Origin of the sequence: Wolbachia endosymbiont of Ctenocephalides felis wCfeT (assembly GCF_012277295.1) — a bacterium.
GTDB lineage: Bacteria > Pseudomonadota > Alphaproteobacteria > Rickettsiales > Anaplasmataceae > Wolbachia.
This window is the reverse complement of record NZ_CP051156.1, coordinates 307,720-324,489: the sequence shown is the minus strand read 5'-3', so window position 1 is coordinate 324,489 and position 16,770 is coordinate 307,720. Positions and strand designations below refer to the sequence as shown.

Annotated in this window: 15 protein-coding genes and 1 pseudogene; 9 read left to right on the top strand and 7 right to left on the bottom strand. The window is 34.5% G+C overall.

Features of this window, described 5'->3' with window-relative positions:
• Positions 1-54: 54 nt before the first annotated feature.
• Entirely contained in the window at positions 55-1,011 is a 957-nt protein-coding gene (locus HF197_RS01565) for an IS5 family transposase (RefSeq protein ID WP_168463866.1), read from the top strand.
• An 86-nt stretch (positions 1,012-1,097) separates the two neighbouring features.
• On the opposite strand, the pseudogene tnpC reads toward HF197_RS01565, so the two are convergent.
• Together tnpC and HF197_RS01555 are read right to left on the bottom strand one after the other, a co-directional pair.
• Positions 1,098-2,458: pseudogene (tnpC, locus tag HF197_RS01560) on the bottom strand (IS66 family transposase).
• Between the two features lie 94 nt (positions 2,459-2,552).
• Complete coding sequence (locus HF197_RS01555) at positions 2,553-3,014, bottom strand: disulfide bond formation protein B (protein ID WP_168464008.1); 462 nt, start codon at positions 3,012-3,014, stop codon at positions 2,553-2,555.
• A gap of 202 nt (positions 3,015-3,216) precedes the next feature.
• Here HF197_RS01555 and HF197_RS01550 point away from each other — a divergent pair, with 202 nt between their 5' ends.
• The gene (locus HF197_RS01550) at positions 3,217-4,173 is read left to right on the top strand and encodes an IS5 family transposase (RefSeq protein WP_168464007.1); all 957 of its coding nucleotides are present in this window, start codon (positions 3,217-3,219) and stop codon (positions 4,171-4,173) included.
• A 149-nt stretch (positions 4,174-4,322) separates the two neighbouring features.
• On the opposite strand, the gene HF197_RS01545 is transcribed toward HF197_RS01550, so the two are convergent.
• Together HF197_RS01545 and HF197_RS01540 are read right to left on the bottom strand one after the other, a co-directional pair.
• A complete protein-coding gene (locus tag HF197_RS01545; RefSeq protein WP_168464006.1) occupies positions 4,323-5,660 on the bottom strand; it encodes a hypothetical protein in 1,338 nt (445 codons plus the stop codon).
• 58 nt (positions 5,661-5,718) lie between these two features.
• Positions 5,719-6,672 (bottom strand): hypothetical protein, encoded by a 954-nt coding sequence (locus tag HF197_RS01540; protein ID WP_168464005.1) that lies wholly within the window; start codon positions 6,670-6,672, stop codon positions 5,719-5,721.
• A 201-nt stretch (positions 6,673-6,873) separates the two neighbouring features.
• Here HF197_RS01540 and HF197_RS01535 point away from each other — a divergent pair, with 201 nt between their 5' ends.
• From HF197_RS01535 to HF197_RS01505, 7 genes are all read left to right on the top strand, one after another.
• Positions 6,874-7,326, top strand: coding sequence for a PAS domain-containing protein (locus HF197_RS01535; RefSeq protein ID WP_168464004.1), 453 nt, complete (start codon positions 6,874-6,876; stop codon positions 7,324-7,326).
• Positions 7,327-7,385: 59 nt separating this feature from the next.
• Positions 7,386-7,589, top strand: a complete 204-nt coding sequence (gene rpmI / locus HF197_RS01530; RefSeq protein WP_168464003.1) for a 50S ribosomal protein L35 — start codon at positions 7,386-7,388, stop codon at positions 7,587-7,589.
• A gap of 18 nt (positions 7,590-7,607) precedes the next feature.
• On the top strand, positions 7,608-7,982 hold the full coding sequence (gene rplT / locus HF197_RS01525) for a 50S ribosomal protein L20 (RefSeq protein WP_168464002.1): 375 nt from the start codon (positions 7,608-7,610) through the stop codon (positions 7,980-7,982).
• Between the two features lie 30 nt (positions 7,983-8,012).
• Positions 8,013-8,924: a methionyl-tRNA formyltransferase gene (gene fmt / locus HF197_RS01520; protein WP_168464001.1), complete on the top strand. Its 912-nt coding sequence runs from the start codon at positions 8,013-8,015 to the stop codon at positions 8,922-8,924.
• 77 nt (positions 8,925-9,001) lie between these two features.
• The gene (locus tag HF197_RS01515) at positions 9,002-9,958 is read left to right on the top strand and encodes a hypothetical protein (RefSeq protein ID WP_168464000.1); all 957 of its coding nucleotides are present in this window, start codon (positions 9,002-9,004) and stop codon (positions 9,956-9,958) included.
• A 204-nt stretch (positions 9,959-10,162) separates the two neighbouring features.
• Complete coding sequence (gene topA / locus HF197_RS01510) at positions 10,163-12,616, top strand: type I DNA topoisomerase (protein ID WP_168463999.1); 2,454 nt, start codon at positions 10,163-10,165, stop codon at positions 12,614-12,616.
• Between the two features lie 174 nt (positions 12,617-12,790).
• Complete coding sequence (locus HF197_RS01505) at positions 12,791-13,459, top strand: leucine-rich repeat domain-containing protein (protein WP_168463998.1); 669 nt, start codon at positions 12,791-12,793, stop codon at positions 13,457-13,459.
• A gap of 69 nt (positions 13,460-13,528) precedes the next feature.
• On the opposite strand, the gene HF197_RS01500 is transcribed toward HF197_RS01505, so the two are convergent.
• From HF197_RS01500 to ubiE, 3 genes are read right to left on the bottom strand one after another with little or no spacing between them, the layout of a single operon-like run.
• A complete protein-coding gene (locus HF197_RS01500) occupies positions 13,529-14,896 on the bottom strand; it encodes a malonyl-CoA decarboxylase (RefSeq protein ID WP_168463997.1) in 1,368 nt (455 codons plus the stop codon).
• 52 nt (positions 14,897-14,948) lie between these two features.
• On the bottom strand, positions 14,949-16,055 hold the full coding sequence (locus HF197_RS01495) for an FtsW/RodA/SpoVE family cell cycle protein (protein WP_168463996.1): 1,107 nt from the start codon (positions 16,053-16,055) through the stop codon (positions 14,949-14,951).
• Positions 16,052-16,750 carry a bifunctional demethylmenaquinone methyltransferase/2-methoxy-6-polyprenyl-1,4-benzoquinol methylase UbiE gene (gene ubiE, locus HF197_RS01490; protein ID WP_168464863.1) on the bottom strand — a complete coding sequence of 233 codons (699 nt, stop codon included), beginning with the start codon at positions 16,748-16,750 and terminating at the stop codon, positions 16,052-16,054. Before ubiE ends, HF197_RS01495 begins: the two co-directional genes overlap by 4 nt.
• Between the last annotated feature and the right edge of the window lie 20 nt (positions 16,751-16,770).

The window sequence follows — 16,770 nt, the reverse complement described above, 5'->3', positions numbered from 1 at the left end:
GGAGTTACTGACGAAATTCATTATAAATAGGCATTTAACCGACAAAGGAAAAATATGCCAGTCAAAATGAAAGTCAGTAACTGCTACGAATATAACAAATTTCTCCAAGAAAGAGGAAATATTTTTTATTACGTCAACGATGCCATAGAAAATTGGTACGAAAAAAGTCCCAAAATGGCCGGTAGCAACAATATTTATAGTGATAAAGTCGTAATTCTAATTCACATAATAACTTATTTGTTTAGAATAGGCCTAAGACAAACGGTGGGGTTTATAGCGGGATACCTTGAGCAAATAGGAAAAAATTTGCAAGTTATCAGCTATTCCCAGGCTTCCAGAAGATTCAAAAAGCTTAACTTAAAAATTAATGATCGAAGACATGATAAAAACAGTATGGAAAATATTGAGATCGCCATAGATAGCACTGGAATAAGCATCTACAATAATATTCCAGGCCATAGTAAGGCAAACGGTACAGATAGAAAGTACCGTGGCTATAAGCAAACAAGAAAATTGCATGTAATGCTGGAGATAGGTAGCAAAAAAGTCATAGCTGCAAAATACAGTAGTGGAGTTTATTCTGACCACTATGGAGCCTGTGATCTTATTGCAAGGGCTAATGCTAAATACAATATAAGCACACTATATGCAGACAGAGCATATAATCGAAAGAAGTTATACAAATTGTGCAATGAGCTTGGCATAAAGACAAAAATTCCTCTGCAAAACAATGCAGTGGAGCATCCAAAGCTGGATTATATGGCTGAGAGAAATTCTACAATCAAGCTCATAAAGTCATATGGTGAAGATGGTATGAAGAAGTGGAAAAAAGAGATAAATTATGGGAAGAGATCTTATATAGAAAGTTTTTTCTCGCGACTGAAGCAAACATTTGGGTTTAGTTTTAGGAACAAATCTGAGATTAACCGTGAGAAAGAAATGCTACTCAAGTGTTATTTGCTGAACAAATTTACTGAAATAGGCATGGCTAAATTTGAGATAGCTTCATGAATTTATTATGCATTGCCTCCTATCCAAAGAGCGATGCAACAAAGCCGATCGATTGCTACATTTTTGTATCCATTCAGGTGTATGGCTTAAGAAGCAATAGCCAGTAGGTTTTGAAAAGGATTTAACTTCTTTTGCCTCCAAGTCAAGTACAATGAAATTATCCTCTCAAGAAACATATTTCCCCGTTTCGATTGTGTAAAATATGAAACTTTTCGGTAAACAACGTAATGCCGAATCTGTCGCTCAGCATAGTTGTTTGTCAGTGGAATATTTTCTGGATCGTCCAAAAATTTCCACATCATCAGATCCGATTTCATGATATTTTTTGCTACTCGAGACGCTCCAATTGCCTCGGGTAAATTTGATATATTCTTTAAGTAATATCTCGTTCGCTTGCGTAATTTTCTTGCTCTTCTTATGAACCTTAATGTGTCTATTTCATCCTTTAACAGAGCTTTTTTCAATGCAAATAATTCAGTAGCAACATTCCTTAAATAATACCCCAAAACTTTCACTTCGCTATTCCAACTATGAGACAACCTTTCAAAATCTCTTGCTAAATGTGCCCAACAGACCTGCCTTTTCTTGCTGGAAAAGTAGTTGTAAGCTGCATATCTGTCGGTCACTACTAGGTTGTTATTCTTTCCAAATTTACTATTTTCCAGGACTTTCATCCCTCTTGACTCTGTCAATTTGATCACACTCCCTATTTTGCTCGCAAACATCCAGCACCAGCCCTGTTTACCTTTGTTGTAATGGCTAGTTTCATCGATATGTAAAATTTTGCTCTTGCTTACCTCTTCCTCAATTTGCTCATATGCTTCTTGGCATTTTTCTGCCACTCTAGCCTCGCTATTTGATACACTACCGACGCTGATATCCAGGTTGAAAATGTCCTTTATAATATTTGCCACTTCTTTTTTCGAATTCTTGTAAAATCCACTTAATGCTGCAATTACTGACTTAACTCTTGGACCAAATGTGTCCGCAGTTACTCCTTCTTGTAGCTTGCTACTTTTTCTTTTTCCACATCTTTTGCAACGTCCATGCTCTAGTTGATATTCAACTACATACGGCTTGATTTCCGGCAAATCGACCTTTTGATGAGTATACGGATCTTTTGATACCGCAATTTCTCCTCCGCACTCACACGTATTGGGCAGTTCTATTTTTACCATCTCATCTGCCTCCATTTTAGGGCGGTAACTGCCTTTATGTCCAACCTGTGCTCCTACTTTCCTGTCACTTTTTGGCTTATTTTCCCTCATCTTATATAATTCTTTGGAGCTTGGTATAGATGAATTTTTTGAACTTAAGCCAAGCCTTTCTTTTAACTCAGCGTTTTCGATCCTTAGCGCTTTATTTTCTGCTTTAAGCTCTTCTATTTTTGTTTCTAACTTTTCTATAGTCTGCTTAAACTTTCGCAAAATTCTAAAAGATCAACCATATTACCTTACAGCCACTCTAGTTTACCTTTTTAGCATTCCTTGTCTACTCTTTATTTTACCGCCCGGCTGAATGGATACGAAAAAGGTGTATAACTACCTGTCCGGTTTGTTTACGTACATTTTACTTGATACAAACAGCACTGCCAATAAATAAAGCAAATTCCAGGTTACCAAAGAAATACCAAAAATATAATTAGGTCTGTCACAAGATGGAGAATAATTAGGATTTAATAGATTATTTCTAATATCTTCTATGCTAGTTGCCTGCTCTGTACATCCTAAAACATCGTGAATTAAATGTAGCTCAATACCTATATGATAAATAGATATTATTGCACATATGAGGTAACTGCAAAACATTGCATAGACTAACACTTTGTTATTCTTAACCATACACATTATTGCAAGTAGACCTGCAACGTAGTAAGCTATTCGCTCATATATACACAATTTACATGGCAATATATTGAAAAAATATTCTAGTACGTATGCAAAACCAAGAGCAAAAACGCTAGAGAGTAAAAAAATTAAAGGAATTCTAAAATTATCAGACATAGCGAAAGAGTATTATACTAACAACAAGAAGTCAATCTATACTTCTTTAAAATATAGCTAACTTAATACCGGAATAAATTTATAAATTTGTCATTCTAGCGCGTGGCGCTAGAATGGCTTTGTTGCATAGCTAAAGTAAAAAGAACTGGGAGTTACTGACGAAATTCATTATAAACAGGCATTTAACCGACAAAGGAAAAATATGCCAGTCAAAATGAAAGTCAGTAACTGCTACGAATATAACAAATTTCTCCAAGAAAGAGGAAATATTTTTTATTACGTCAACGATGCCATAGAAAATTGGTACGAAAAAAGTCCCAAAATGACCGGTGGCAACAATATTTATAGTGATAAAGTCGTAATTCTAATTCACATAATAACTTATTTGTTTAGAATAGGCCTAAGACAAACGGTGGGGTTTATAGCGGGATACCTTGAGCAAATAGGAAAAAATTTGCAAGTTATCAGCTATTCCCAGGCTTCCAGAAGATTCAAAAAGCTTAACTTAAAAATTAATGATCGAAGACATGATAAAAACAGTATGGAAAATATTGAGATCGCCATAGATAGCACTGGAATAAGCATCTACAATAATATTCCAGGCCATAGTAAGGCAAACGGTACAGATAGAAAGTACCGTGGCTATAAGCAAACAAGAAAATTGCATGTAATGCTGGAGATAGGTAGCAAAAAAGTCATAGCTGCAAAATACAGTAGTGGAGTTTATTCTGACCACTATGGAGCCTGTGATCTTATTGCAAGGGCTAATGCTAAATACAATATAAGCACACTATATGCAGACAGAGCATATAATCGAAAGAAGTTATACAAATTGTGCAATGAGCTTGGCATAAAGATAAAAATTCCTCTGCAAAACAATGCAGTGGAGCATCCAAAGCTGGATTATATGGCTGAGAGAAATTCTACAATCAAGTTCATAAAGTCATATGGTGAAGATGGTATGAAGAAGTGGAAAAAAGAGATAAATTATGGGAAGAGATCTTATATAGAAAGTTTTTTCTCGCGACTGAAGCAAACATTTGGGTTTAGTTTTAGGAACAAATCTGAGATTAACCGTGAGAAAGAAATGCTACTCAAGTGTTATTTGCTGAACAAATTTACTGAAATAGGCATGGCTAAATTTGAGATAGCTTCATGAATTTATTATGCATTGCCTCCTATCCAAAGAGCGATGCAACAAAGCCCGCTAGAATCTAGACTTTTTTAACTAGATCCTATGATCAAGTCATAGGACGACAAAAAAACAATTTTCCTGTAAAAGTGCTACCTGCTAAAAGCAGATAGCAGTCACAATAGTACACAGCTCGATTCTTCCTTAGTTTCAAATTCAAACATTGGGAAATCAGGTTGCACCGTATTTGATCGTTGTTCTACCCTCGGGTTCTTCAATACCGACAGTGGTTCCCTGTTAATAAAACCACTTTTAGGGTTTACTGCGCAACTCAGACCATACATTGTGTTTTCATATATTAGAGACAAGACGAACGGGTCAGTGAGATTTATTGTCATAGGCTGCGTGCTATTCATACAAATTGGCTGTACTTCGTTTCCTCGATCATCATAGAATACGTAACTATTTCTCTCGGATTTACTTATGATATCAAGAAAATGCGTTTCTGTCCTAAAACCTTTGTTAATATCTTTAATTTCTAGCGCAGTCAATGGTCTGCTCTGATCATACTCGCTTACATAAGGCACAAGAAATTCTTTTTCGTCAGAATCTCTCCTACCTGCCCATTCCTTTCTGCTTGCATGATAGAGCTTAACCTTACTATCGATTACTTCGCCCATTCTGTTTGACAATAACTCCAGCACTCTATTTGTTTCGAACTTTCTACTTACCTTTGTCCCACGAAAGCAGGCTGAAGATGCGTTAAGTAGTGCACCTTTGAGTATTTGTAAAAGCTGAGCACAGTCGACTACTGTATCCTTTATACACACACAGTAACCGGACCTGCTCTCCTTAAGAGAAATATGAGGTCGAATATCAAGTCCAAAAACTTTTACAAACTCCTTGAGATCACCTGCAAATTCATCTCTTTCATCCCTACTGGAAAATGACAAACTTAGTAGATAATTTGCATCACGAGTGAATTTTACATCATATGTTTTATCCCTATGCTCAAATGCACATTCAAGAGTTCGGTGCACTAGCATTAAGGCTATAATACGTTCAAAATTACGTGTTATACTATCATTTACAAGGACTTTATAATTTTTTCCATCAAACAAAAATTCCTTAGTTGTGAAGGGAAATGACTCTGCATCAAAAACATCTCTAAAATAAGTAGAGAGTGGTATTATACCCTTCATCATACGGAAATAATCATCAAAGCTACCAAATCGATCCCTTTCTTTAACGTGCAAAAATAGGTGAAAATATAAATTATATTTCAGCTTTTCAAAGTACTGAAGGATATACTCAAATTTAATTTCATGCATACAGTCAAATGGTGCTACAATATACTTCTTATTCTCTTTAGGTACTAAAGTAAAATTACTGTGTATGTCACCATTTGCAATATTAAATATGTTATATGTCTTTGCTAATCCTCTATTTCTGAGAAACTCACGCTCTTCGTCAGTTAATTTATCGTTTAAGTTGCTATTTTGATATTTATGCATACAATTATCCAGAATAAAATTTATTTATGTACATTATGGGAAATTATTGCAACTATTTTTACATAATCATCTGAATTTTCTTATCAATTGAAATATCAGCCTGATCAATAAACAGCTCTTTGAGTTTGCTTGACACGTCTATTTCTAGATCATTATTATTGATATCGCATTTACTTTGGTGCTTCACGTTTGCAATAAATGCATCAGCTCTTTCAGGCGTAATAGTAAGACCGCTTTCACGTCTCTTGTTGTGAATATATCGTATATTCTTCTTGTCCACATTTCGAACAACCTTATAATCACATGTATATCTATATATAGAATATCTCAAGGTGCTCTCTTCCCTCTTTCTATGAAACCTCCTCTCCGTCTTAACAAGGCAGCTTATAGCTAAATGCGCGACTACTTTTGGTAACACATTCCCATGTATATAACTATCAAACGCTGCTCGTTGTTTTTGATTATTACAAGTGACCAAGGATTTCTTATCATCTAGCGTAGTATATTGAGTGTTTTTCTTAATATTTTCTCCTAAAATACTATTACTACTAGCAGTTTGATTGGATTTTTCTCTTTTTACAGAATGTTCATTTCCTTCTTTTTTTACAGAAGTCGCTGTGTTGTTCCTAAATGTTTTGGCAACACAACAAGTTATACCGATAAGTATGATTAAGAGATTGAAGATGATTAATTTTAGCGTTTCAATTATAAATTTTAACTTTGTCAGAAAAAATAGCTTCTTACGCAATTCATCTAGTTTTTTTGTACATTTTTCTTTTTGCAGCAGTTTTATTATGTTTAATATATCTTGTTCTAATGTATCCTTTAGGGTTTTTTGTTCTTTGAGCATTTTCCAAAAGACGCTTGCTGGAATGATAAAAAACCACCTACCCTCTAATAAATTGCTCGCAAGGATAATGCAGTAAAGCCTTGCAGATATTTCACCTATTAAGATGCATACATTACAAAAGAATCTTCTAGTATAATTGTTACTTATGATCGCTGCATCCATTATACTTAACAGTTGAAGAATAATATTTTACATAATATTTAGCTTATCTACAGCTGCAAGATATTTTTCATAATATTCTGAATCAAGATTTTAACTGTCAGTCATCTGAAATCCCTAGTAACATGCATCTTCAGGTAAGAAAAAATCAATATATTCAGGATAAATTCACCTAATATCTGTGATTCATATATAAAAATCGGAATGGAAAGTTATGTAGGCAAAGAGAGAAGAATAGCAAACGTGGTTACTCAACACTGGAGCGATATAAAAGGATCTAGTAGGAACTGGCCAGCAAGGCATGAAATAGATACTGCAGAAATAATGGAATCGTGGCAGAATTGTTTTATCATTGAAGTTAGTGATCAAGGTTATATCTGTGAAAACGCTGGAGAAAAAGCTTCTTTTTTTTACGGCTTTAAAAAAAAAATGTGTATTGATAATAAATATACAATTGATGCACCGTTTTTGCGATTATATAAGATAGATTCAGTTATTGATAAATTCGATACTATTGTAGATAGCAAATACCTAATTCATGAAGAAGAAGAAAGTGAAGGTGTTAAAATGAGGCAGGTGTTACTGCCACTTGGCGATGAAAAGCGTATAACACATATATTAGGTGTGATCACATTTAAGTTATTCGATGATATATAATTTTAATTTGATTCTTTAATAAAATTATTTATACTACTAATGTTAAAGTTATTTTAGATATGAAGAAAAAATTAAAAACTAAATCTTCTGTTAAAAAGCGTTTCAAGCTTACAGCTACTGGCAAAGTTGTTGCCACTCAATCAGGTAAACGACATGGCATGACAAAAAGAAGCAAATCTAGTCTTCGTAATCAGCGTGGTACAACAATCCTTGGTAAGTCTGATTCGCGTATAGTTAAGCTTTATATGCCTTATGGTCTTTAAAAATGGAGGTAAGATAAGATGGCTCGGGTAAAACGTGGAGTTACTATTCACGCTCGTCATAAAAAGATATTGAAACTTGCTAAAGGTTACAGGGGACGTGCAAACAGCTGCTATAGAATCGCATTGCAGAGAGTTGAAAAAGCATTGCAGTATGCTTACAGAGACAGAAGGAATCGCAAGCGTGATTTTCGCAGTTTATGGATAATACGTATTAATGCAGCAGCACGTGAGCATGGTCTTACTTATGGTAGGTTTATGCATGGCCTTAAACTTGCTGAGATTGACTTAAATAGGAAAATCCTTGCTGAAATGGCTGTGAATTATAAGGATGATTTTGCTAAATTAGTAGAAATTGCAGGTAGCAAACTAGAAGAAAATAGTGCAGTTTCTTAAATTTTGCTAAATTAAAAAGGAGCTAGCAGCATGAGAATTATTTTCATGGGATCACCAGAGTTTGCTGTTAGCGCGTTAGACTTGCTGCTGAAGTCGCAGAATAGGCTTCTTGTAATAGCGGTATATACCAAACCTCCTAAACCCTCAGGACGTGGGCAAAAGTTGACAAAGTCTCCCGTACATATTCTTGCTGAAGAAAATAACATAGAAGTTTGTACTCCTTCTTCCCTAAAATCTCAAGCAGAACAAGAAAAATTTAAAAATTTTAAACCTGATATTGCAGTTGTTGCTGCATACGGATTGATACTTCCAAGCAAAATTTTGAATATTCTAAAGTATGGATGTATAAATATCCACCCTTCCCTACTACCCAGATGGCGTGGTGCAGCGCCAATACAACATACAATTCTAGCAGGTGATGCAGAAACTGGAGTCAGTATTATGCAACTCGATGAAGGGCTTGATTCTGGTCCTGTTTTAAAGCAGAAAAAATTTCTTGTTAAAAAAGAAGATAATTACAAAACGTTGCACGATAAATTATCTAAACTAGGCAGTGAATTGCTTTTGGAGGTCCTAAATGAGATTGAAAAACAAATTCCCGTAAAACAGGATGATAGCCTTACATGCTATGCTGATAAAATAGAAGATTATCAAATTTATGTTAATGATAATTGTGAAGTTGCTTATAGAAAGATTAAAGCTTTTTACCCAAAAGCATTTGTTAAAATGGAAGGTAAGCGCATAAGAATACTCGATGCTGACTTTGAAGCAAATACGCCTTATTTAGAGCAAGGAAAGGTCATTAATGATAATATGCATATAAGTTTAAAGGGCGGCATTTTAATTCCTAAAATTGTACAGATGGAAGGGAGAAACCCTTGTAGTATTGCAGATTTCGTTCGTGGTTTAAAGTCAGCCATAGCAGAAAAGCTCATAGAATAACTTGAAAAGCTACAATTTAGTTGAATTAGTGTGAAAAATGTGCTACAATTAAAGAGTAGATAATGTAAATATAAGTTATGGAAGCTATATCAATGAAGAAAGAACACCTGTTAATTTATGAGGAGTTCTTAAAGAAGATTGAAGCGTATAGGAACTGTGGTAAATTGAATCCAAATCAAGAGCAATTCCTTACTTTTATTTTAAACAATCATGAAAAGATATTTAAAAACACCATAGTTATAAAAGGAGCAAACTCACTAAGCAAAGAGAATTTTGGCCAATTTTTATCTACCGTAGTTAAAGATTTAGCTACAAATTGGAATTCAATAGGTAGTAAAACACAAAAAACTGTAGTTGAATGCAAAAAAAGGAATTTCACAGATAATGCAATACAAGAAATTGTAGATGAATACAAAGAAAGGAGTTCAACGGATATTGTAGTTGAAGATGTAAAAGGTGGAACACGTTCTGAAGCTTGGGGTTATATTAAAAAGTTCGCTAAAAAATTTATGCCCGGAACAGAGTTTCTCGCAAACATTCCAATAATTGGAAAACATTTTAAGGATGAAAATAAAAAACCTTTGCCTAGTGATGATAAGAGGGTAATGAGTTTTTTTACAGGACCTGCGTCTCGTCTTGTCATTTCCGGCATTACAATAGCATTTGTTGGCGCTAACCCATTGATTCTAACTACTACTATTCTTTTTCTTATTTATACTCCAATAACGCAGGTGAAGGGTCTTTTTTCATTTAAGAAGGAGGACGTTCCTCAAGATAAAAGTCCGCATTTCTCAGCTACTGAGAAAAACATACTTGATCAGGCTGCAAAGCATGAAGCTGAGACTAGGAAAGCTGAAGATGAAAAGGAAAAAGAAAAATGTAATAAAATTTTTAGTGAAGGTATTAGTGAAGCCTTAGTAAGTATACCTGAAAATAAGATAGAACCTATAACAGACCCTATAAAGGAGCAAAAATTTAGAAATATGGTCATGGACCGTCGAGCTGCTCAAGTGGGACAAACTCGAGAAATCTAAGGTTTTAAATATCAACACTTACCCTGGCTTTTTACAAAGCTGCACCTTTAATTAAACTTCCTATGGTTTTCTTGCATATTCTAAATATTTACTCTATTATATTTAGAATATTTATAATTTTGCAAAATAAGAACAGTTTATTAAAATATTCTTTTACTTTTCATTGTATATTTCTCAACATATTATATCTAAATACTAATAATTATGGCGTTATTAATAGTTGAGTCACCTGCAAAGGCAAAGACAATAGGCAAATACCTAAGCAAGGAATTCAAAGTGGCTGCATCTTTTGGCCATGTAAGAGATCTTCCAGCAAAAAATGGTTCTGTTGATCCAGATAATGATTTTGCCATAAAATATGAGATCATCGAAAAAGCAGAAAAATATGTAAAAAAGCTGGTAAAAGCAGCAAACAAAACATCAGATATATATCTTGCCACAGATCCAGATAGAGAAGGAGAAGCAATAGCCTGGCACGTAATAGAGGCATTAAAGGAAAGAAAGGCTATCAACAATAAAAACAATATCTATAGAGTGGTTTTTAACGAAATAACAAAGAAAGCGGTGCAGGCGGCAATAAAAAACCCACGAGAAATAAATATGGATTTAGTGCATGCTCAGCAAGCGCGCAGAGCCTTGGATTATCTTGTAGGATTTAGTTTATCGCCACTTTTATGGACAAAGTTATCGGGCAGCAAGTCTGCAGGCCGTGTGCAGTCTGTTGCATTGAGGCTCATATGTGAGCGAGAAGATGAAATTAGTAAGTTCGTATCACAAGAATATTGGAGCATAAAAGCAGAAATGCAAAACAGCAAAAATGAGAACTTTTTTGCTATGCTGAGCCACTATGATAATAAAAAACTAGAAAAATTTGATATTAAAAATGAAGAAGAAGCAAAAGATTTGGTCAAGCAAATTGAATCAAGACAGTATGCCGTCAGCACAATAGAACGTAAGCAAGTTAAGAGAAATCCTCTTCCACCATTTATTACCTCCACTTTGCAGCAGGATGCAGTAAATAAATTAAACTTTTACGTTAAAAATGTTATGCGTATAGCCCAGAATTTATATGAGGGTATTGATATTGGCGGTGAAACTGTAGGGTTAATAACCTATATGCGTACAGATGGCTTTCACATTACAGATGAGGCCATAAGCTCAATTAGACAGTCCATTAAGTCGCTATATGGTGATAAGTATCTGCCGCAATCCCCCCGTCAGTATGTAAAAAAGGTCAAAAATGCCCAGGAAGCACACGAAGCAATTCGTCCAACTGACATCAATAGAACACCAAGTAGCATAAAAAACTATCTAACTCCAGAGCAATTTAAATTGTATGATTTAATCTGGAAAAGGATCATTGCAAGTCAGATGGAATCAGCAATTCTTGATCAAGTAGTAGTAGAAATTAGTTCCACTGATCAGAAAGTAATCTTGCGAGCAAATGGATCTAGCATACTATTTGATGGCTTTTATAAAGTCTATAAAGATGATATAGACACTGAAAATGAAGGCCTATTACCTGTGATGAATGAAGGGGAAGCGTGCAAGCTGATTTCTACTCATCCAAAACAACATTTTACCCAGCCGCCTCCGCGTTATAGCGAAGCAAGCATTGTGAAAAAAATGGAAGAAATAGGTATCGGCCGTCCATCAACTTACGGAACGATTATTTCGGTATTGCAAGACCGTGAATATGTTACACTTGATAATAAAAGGTTTATTCCAAGTAGCCGCGGTAAGATAGTTACTATATTTTTAAAAGTCTTTTTCCATAACTGCATAGAATATGACTTCACTGCGCAAATGGAAGAAAAACTCGATTTAATTTCAAATGGCGATGCAGATTGGAAAAAAGAGCTGAGTCATTTTTGGGTGCCATTTTTTGCGCATGTTAACTCTGTTAAACAGATGACTCATGATGAGGTTTTTAATGGCATTCGTGATTTAATAATCGACTGCTTTTGCTCAGAAGAAGGAAAAGAAGAAATAGGTAAGAAATGCCTAAATTGCTCTGATGGTATATTAAAATTAAACTTCGGACGGACAGGAGTGTTTCTTGGGTGCTCTAACTATCCAACATGCAATTACACGCAAGAAATTACTCGTAATGATGATGTATCAGAGTATCCAAAAAGTTTGGGTTTGGATGATGCGACAGGGCAAGAGATCATGATAAAAAAAGGTCCTTATGGGCTTTACCTGCAGCTTGGTAGCGAACCAGAGAAAAAGAAGGCAGTTTCCATACCAAAAGATGTAAATGTTAATGATATTGATATAAATACCGCTGCGCAATTACTCTCCTTGCCAAAAACAATTGGACAGCACCCTGAAACCGGCAAAGAAGTGAAAGTTGGTCTTGGACGCTTTGGATATTATATTTTTCATGATGGTAAATATTTTTCCCTTAAGAAGAATTTAAATGGGGTGCTGAGCACAGAATTGGATGAGGCTGTACAAATTATTGCAAATAGCCCACGTAAAGAGTTGAAATCCCTAGGGTTCAATGAAAAAGGAAAGGAAGTCTTCATTTGCAACGGCAGATATGGATTTTACATAAAATGCGATAAAACCAACGTTGCCTTAGGCAAAGATGCAGATATTGAAAGCATAGATCTAAAAAAGGCTCTGGAGCTGATTAAGAGTAAGTTGCACTAAATTTGGTTGATTTGAAGCAGTTATTTCCGTTTTGGAAATAACTGAATTTTTCTACGTAATATGGTCTTCATACATTAGAAAATGGTGTCATTCTTGTAAAGGTCACCTAATTTGTTGACAAAAGTAAAGATATTAGATAGAATATTTATATATTAATCTTTAGTGAAGTATAGAATGCTCGGTTATGATTATAAAATTAACGGAGGTGTTTTAAAAATACGGAGAAACAATCCTGGTAAGACATTAGAAAAGCTTTTAGAAGAGATATCTAAAAGGAAAAACATATCTAAGATTAAGGAGTTTAATTTACAAAAGTGCTTTATTGGACGCCCAATTGAAGAAAAATACTTGGAGAAATTTTCTCATCTTACATGCATTAATCTTAGTCATAACACGTTTACAGACCAAAGTTTTAAAACATTTGCTTTACACTTTGAGAAACTTCCTCAGCTTACACATTTGTATCTTGAGCATAACCATCTTGGGAACTCAAATTTAACAGTACTGGCTCCACACTTGGAGAAACTTCCTAATCTCAAATGTATTAGTCTTAGAGGAAATCCAAAGATAAGCGCTAAAAATGCGGAAAAATTATCTACTCAACTTCCAAACTGCCTCGTAGAAGCGGATAGTGGAGCATATAAAAATGGAAAAAAAATAGATAATATACTCTCCTCAGGACAACAAGCAGAAAGCGTGGAAGGATTATCCACTCAACTTCCAAACTGCCTCGTAGAAGCAGAGAGTGAAGCGTATAAAAATGGAAAAATAAGTAATACACTTCCCTCAAGCCAACAAGCAGAAAGCTACGCCAATGATATTCTTTTTACTAGACCACAGTGACGGCTACTCTGATAACGCCGTTTTGTGAGTAACTGGCCTAAAATGCAATATTCGTACAGTTGTGGGTCGTTATCCCTTTAATATGGATAACACCTGCTTTGAACAAGAAATAACTTTGTTAATCATGTAATTTTCATGATTATTATCTATTTTAGGCAATTCATATAAATAATTTACCATTATTCCAGCTGACTGATCCATGCCTTTTTCTGAAATATCTGCCATCCAATTTAGCTGCTTTATTGATGCACCATTGCTTAAGTGAAAATGTGCCACAGGATCGTAAGCACTGCCATTATGACCCTTAACCTTAAGTAAGTAATGCGCACATAGCTTAAGTAAACATTGTTTTTCGTATTCAGCATTAACTTTCAGCTGTTCTAAAATTTCTTCACCAGATTGCTTTATGTCAAATGTATTCAATAGATCAGCACTTTGCTCTTTTAGCCATTTTGTAAAGCCAGGAATCGGTGAAAGAGTTGCGTATGTTTTTACATTCTTAAATTCTTGCGAGAGCTTTTCTACAACTCTTTTAATTAAAAAATTACCAAGACTAATTCCAGACAATCCAGCTTGAGTATTCGATATTGAATAAAATATTGCAGTATTTGCGCTACTTGGATCATTTGATGGTAATGATTCGTCCAAAAGGTGCTGAATGCTATCGGCAATTTTATTCACCAATGCAACTTCCACGAAAATTAGAGGCTCATTTGGCATCTTATAATGGAAAAAAGCAAAACAGAGGCGATCAGAATCTAGCCTATTTTTTAAATCACCCCAGGAGGAAATTTTATGCACTGCTTCATATTTTATAAGCTTTTCAAGTAGTGATGCAGGAGAATCCCAAGTGATTTGATGGAGATCTAACAAATCTACATCAACCCAAGAATTCAGTGTGTTTTTTATTTCACTTTCAAGTGGACTCAAAGTTTTATATTGATTCTTTAATTTCAGCACATCAGAGCGCATATCAACAATAAATTTAAGCCCTTCTGGTAAAGATATGAATTGCTTTAATATCTTCGAACGCGGTGACTCAAGAACCTTTATAAGATCTTGTTCAAATTTATAGCTCAATTCTAAGTTTCGATTTTCTTTATATTCTATAATTTTTTCATCTATTTCTTCTCTATGTGAGTTAAACTTTTCTGCTAGAGTCTGCAAAAACCTTACTTTACCTTCTTCAGATAGAGTCAAATATAGATTACCAAGAGATACAGTGTTCTTACGTGCTGAAACTTCGCCTCCCTTTGGATTTAAACATTCGTTCATTTTTGAAGTTAGGCTCTCGATATCGCGACTGCTATTTAAGTCAGGGTTAATGTTACCAACCCACGATCTAACTGCGTCTGCCACTCCTCCCAGCATCTTAAAAAATCCCCCTACAGCTTTTTTATCCTCAATTTTTGCTATTTCAGTTTTTACTAATGTCATAGATTTTCTCTTACTCTGTATCCATATTATACTAAATGAAAATTTTCAGTAACTAAAGTTTTGCTATTCTAGTAATAATACGCTCGTTAAAATTTAATGCAATGGCTTGTTTTCTACTAAAAGATAACATAATGCCGATAGCAATACTTGAAGATAAAAGGGAAGAGCCGCCATAACTAAGGAACGGTAAGGTTATACCAGTAGTGGGAAAAATGCTCAATGTTACTCCTATATTTATTATTAACTGTGTTATGAATTGAATTGATATACCAAAAATTACCAGTAGATTAAACAATTCATCTTCTTTATATATAAGATAAAGAAGGCGGGCAGAGATTATGCCAAATAATATCAGTGTAACCAAGCACATAACCAAGCCAAACTCTTCAGCCAGAACAGAAAATACAAAATCCGTATGGCAATCAGGAAGAACCATCTTTACGCTACCTTCACCAGGACCAACTCCAGTTAATTGACCTTTTTTAAATGCTTCTAATGATTTTGTGATCTGAAAATTATCGCGCTGAGCAAAAAAAAGAAAATTATAGATTCTCTGTTTTATGTGTGGAAGACATAAATAAGCTGATATAATTCCGATTGTAACCATTCCCCCTATACATAAAAAGTATAAAAATGGTATACATGCAATAAACATCTGACTGATAAAAGAATACGTCAAAAGCATAGACATACTAAAATCAGGCTGCATTAGCAGAAGAACAAAAACTAATAGAAATATTGCAGTAGACATATGTACTTTAAATTTTACTTCACTTGCCAAAATGCTGGCTATCACAATCGAAAAGAAAGATCTCATAAATTCAGATGGTTGAATTGATACTTTAAAAATATATAACCATCTTTTAGCGCCTTTTGCCTCTATACCTAGAACAATTGCAGCTACCATTAAAGTAACAAATAAAACAAAACCAAAGAATGAAAGGTTACGTATGACTTGTGTATTAAAAGAAGCAAATGTTATTAAGGTAATTAATGACAAAGCTATGTAAATTATATGACGCTTTATGAAATAATCTTGCGATAAAGAAAGACGCTGTGCAATTGCTGGGCTAGCCGAGTAAACAAGAATAAAGCTTATAATAAGAAGGAAAATTACTGGAAGGATTAAATAATAATCTAGCCAGAACTTAACTTTCATTTTGTTCCAATATGTAATGCCACTATTCCATAACTCATATTATGAAACTCAACATTCTTAAAACCCACTTCTTCAATTTCCACTTTAAAATCAACTTGTGTTGGGAATTCTCTTATACTTTTTACTAAATATTCATAAGCACTCTTGTCTTTTGCAACTATGCTGCCAACTCTTGGAATCACTTCAAATGAATACAAGTCATAAAGTTTAGTAAATGCCTTATTTTGGTAATGCATGGGAGCAAATTCTAAGCAGAGAAATTTTCCACTTGGCTTTAATACTCTATATATTTCACCTAGTGCTTTCTTACGATCAGAAACATTTCGAATACCAAATGCTATTGTGCAATAATCAAATTCTGAATCTGCAAATGGCAAATTTTCTGCATCCGCACATACCCAATCAAGGTTTAGCATATTTGAATTTACTGCCCTATCACGTCCTTTATTCAGCATATTTTGATTTATATCACACACTGTAACCTTAGCACTAGGTTCCCTTTTTGCTATCCTGACTGCTATATCTCCAGTTCCTCCAGCAACATCTAAAACCTTGGTATCTCTGGAAAAGCACATGCTATTTACTACCTTTTCTTTCCATAGCCTGTGCATCCCTATGCTCATTATGTCGTTCATGATGTCATAGCAACCTGCTACAGAATCAAATACCTCTTTAACTAATTGTGATTTACTCATATTACTGTTCATATTAATAG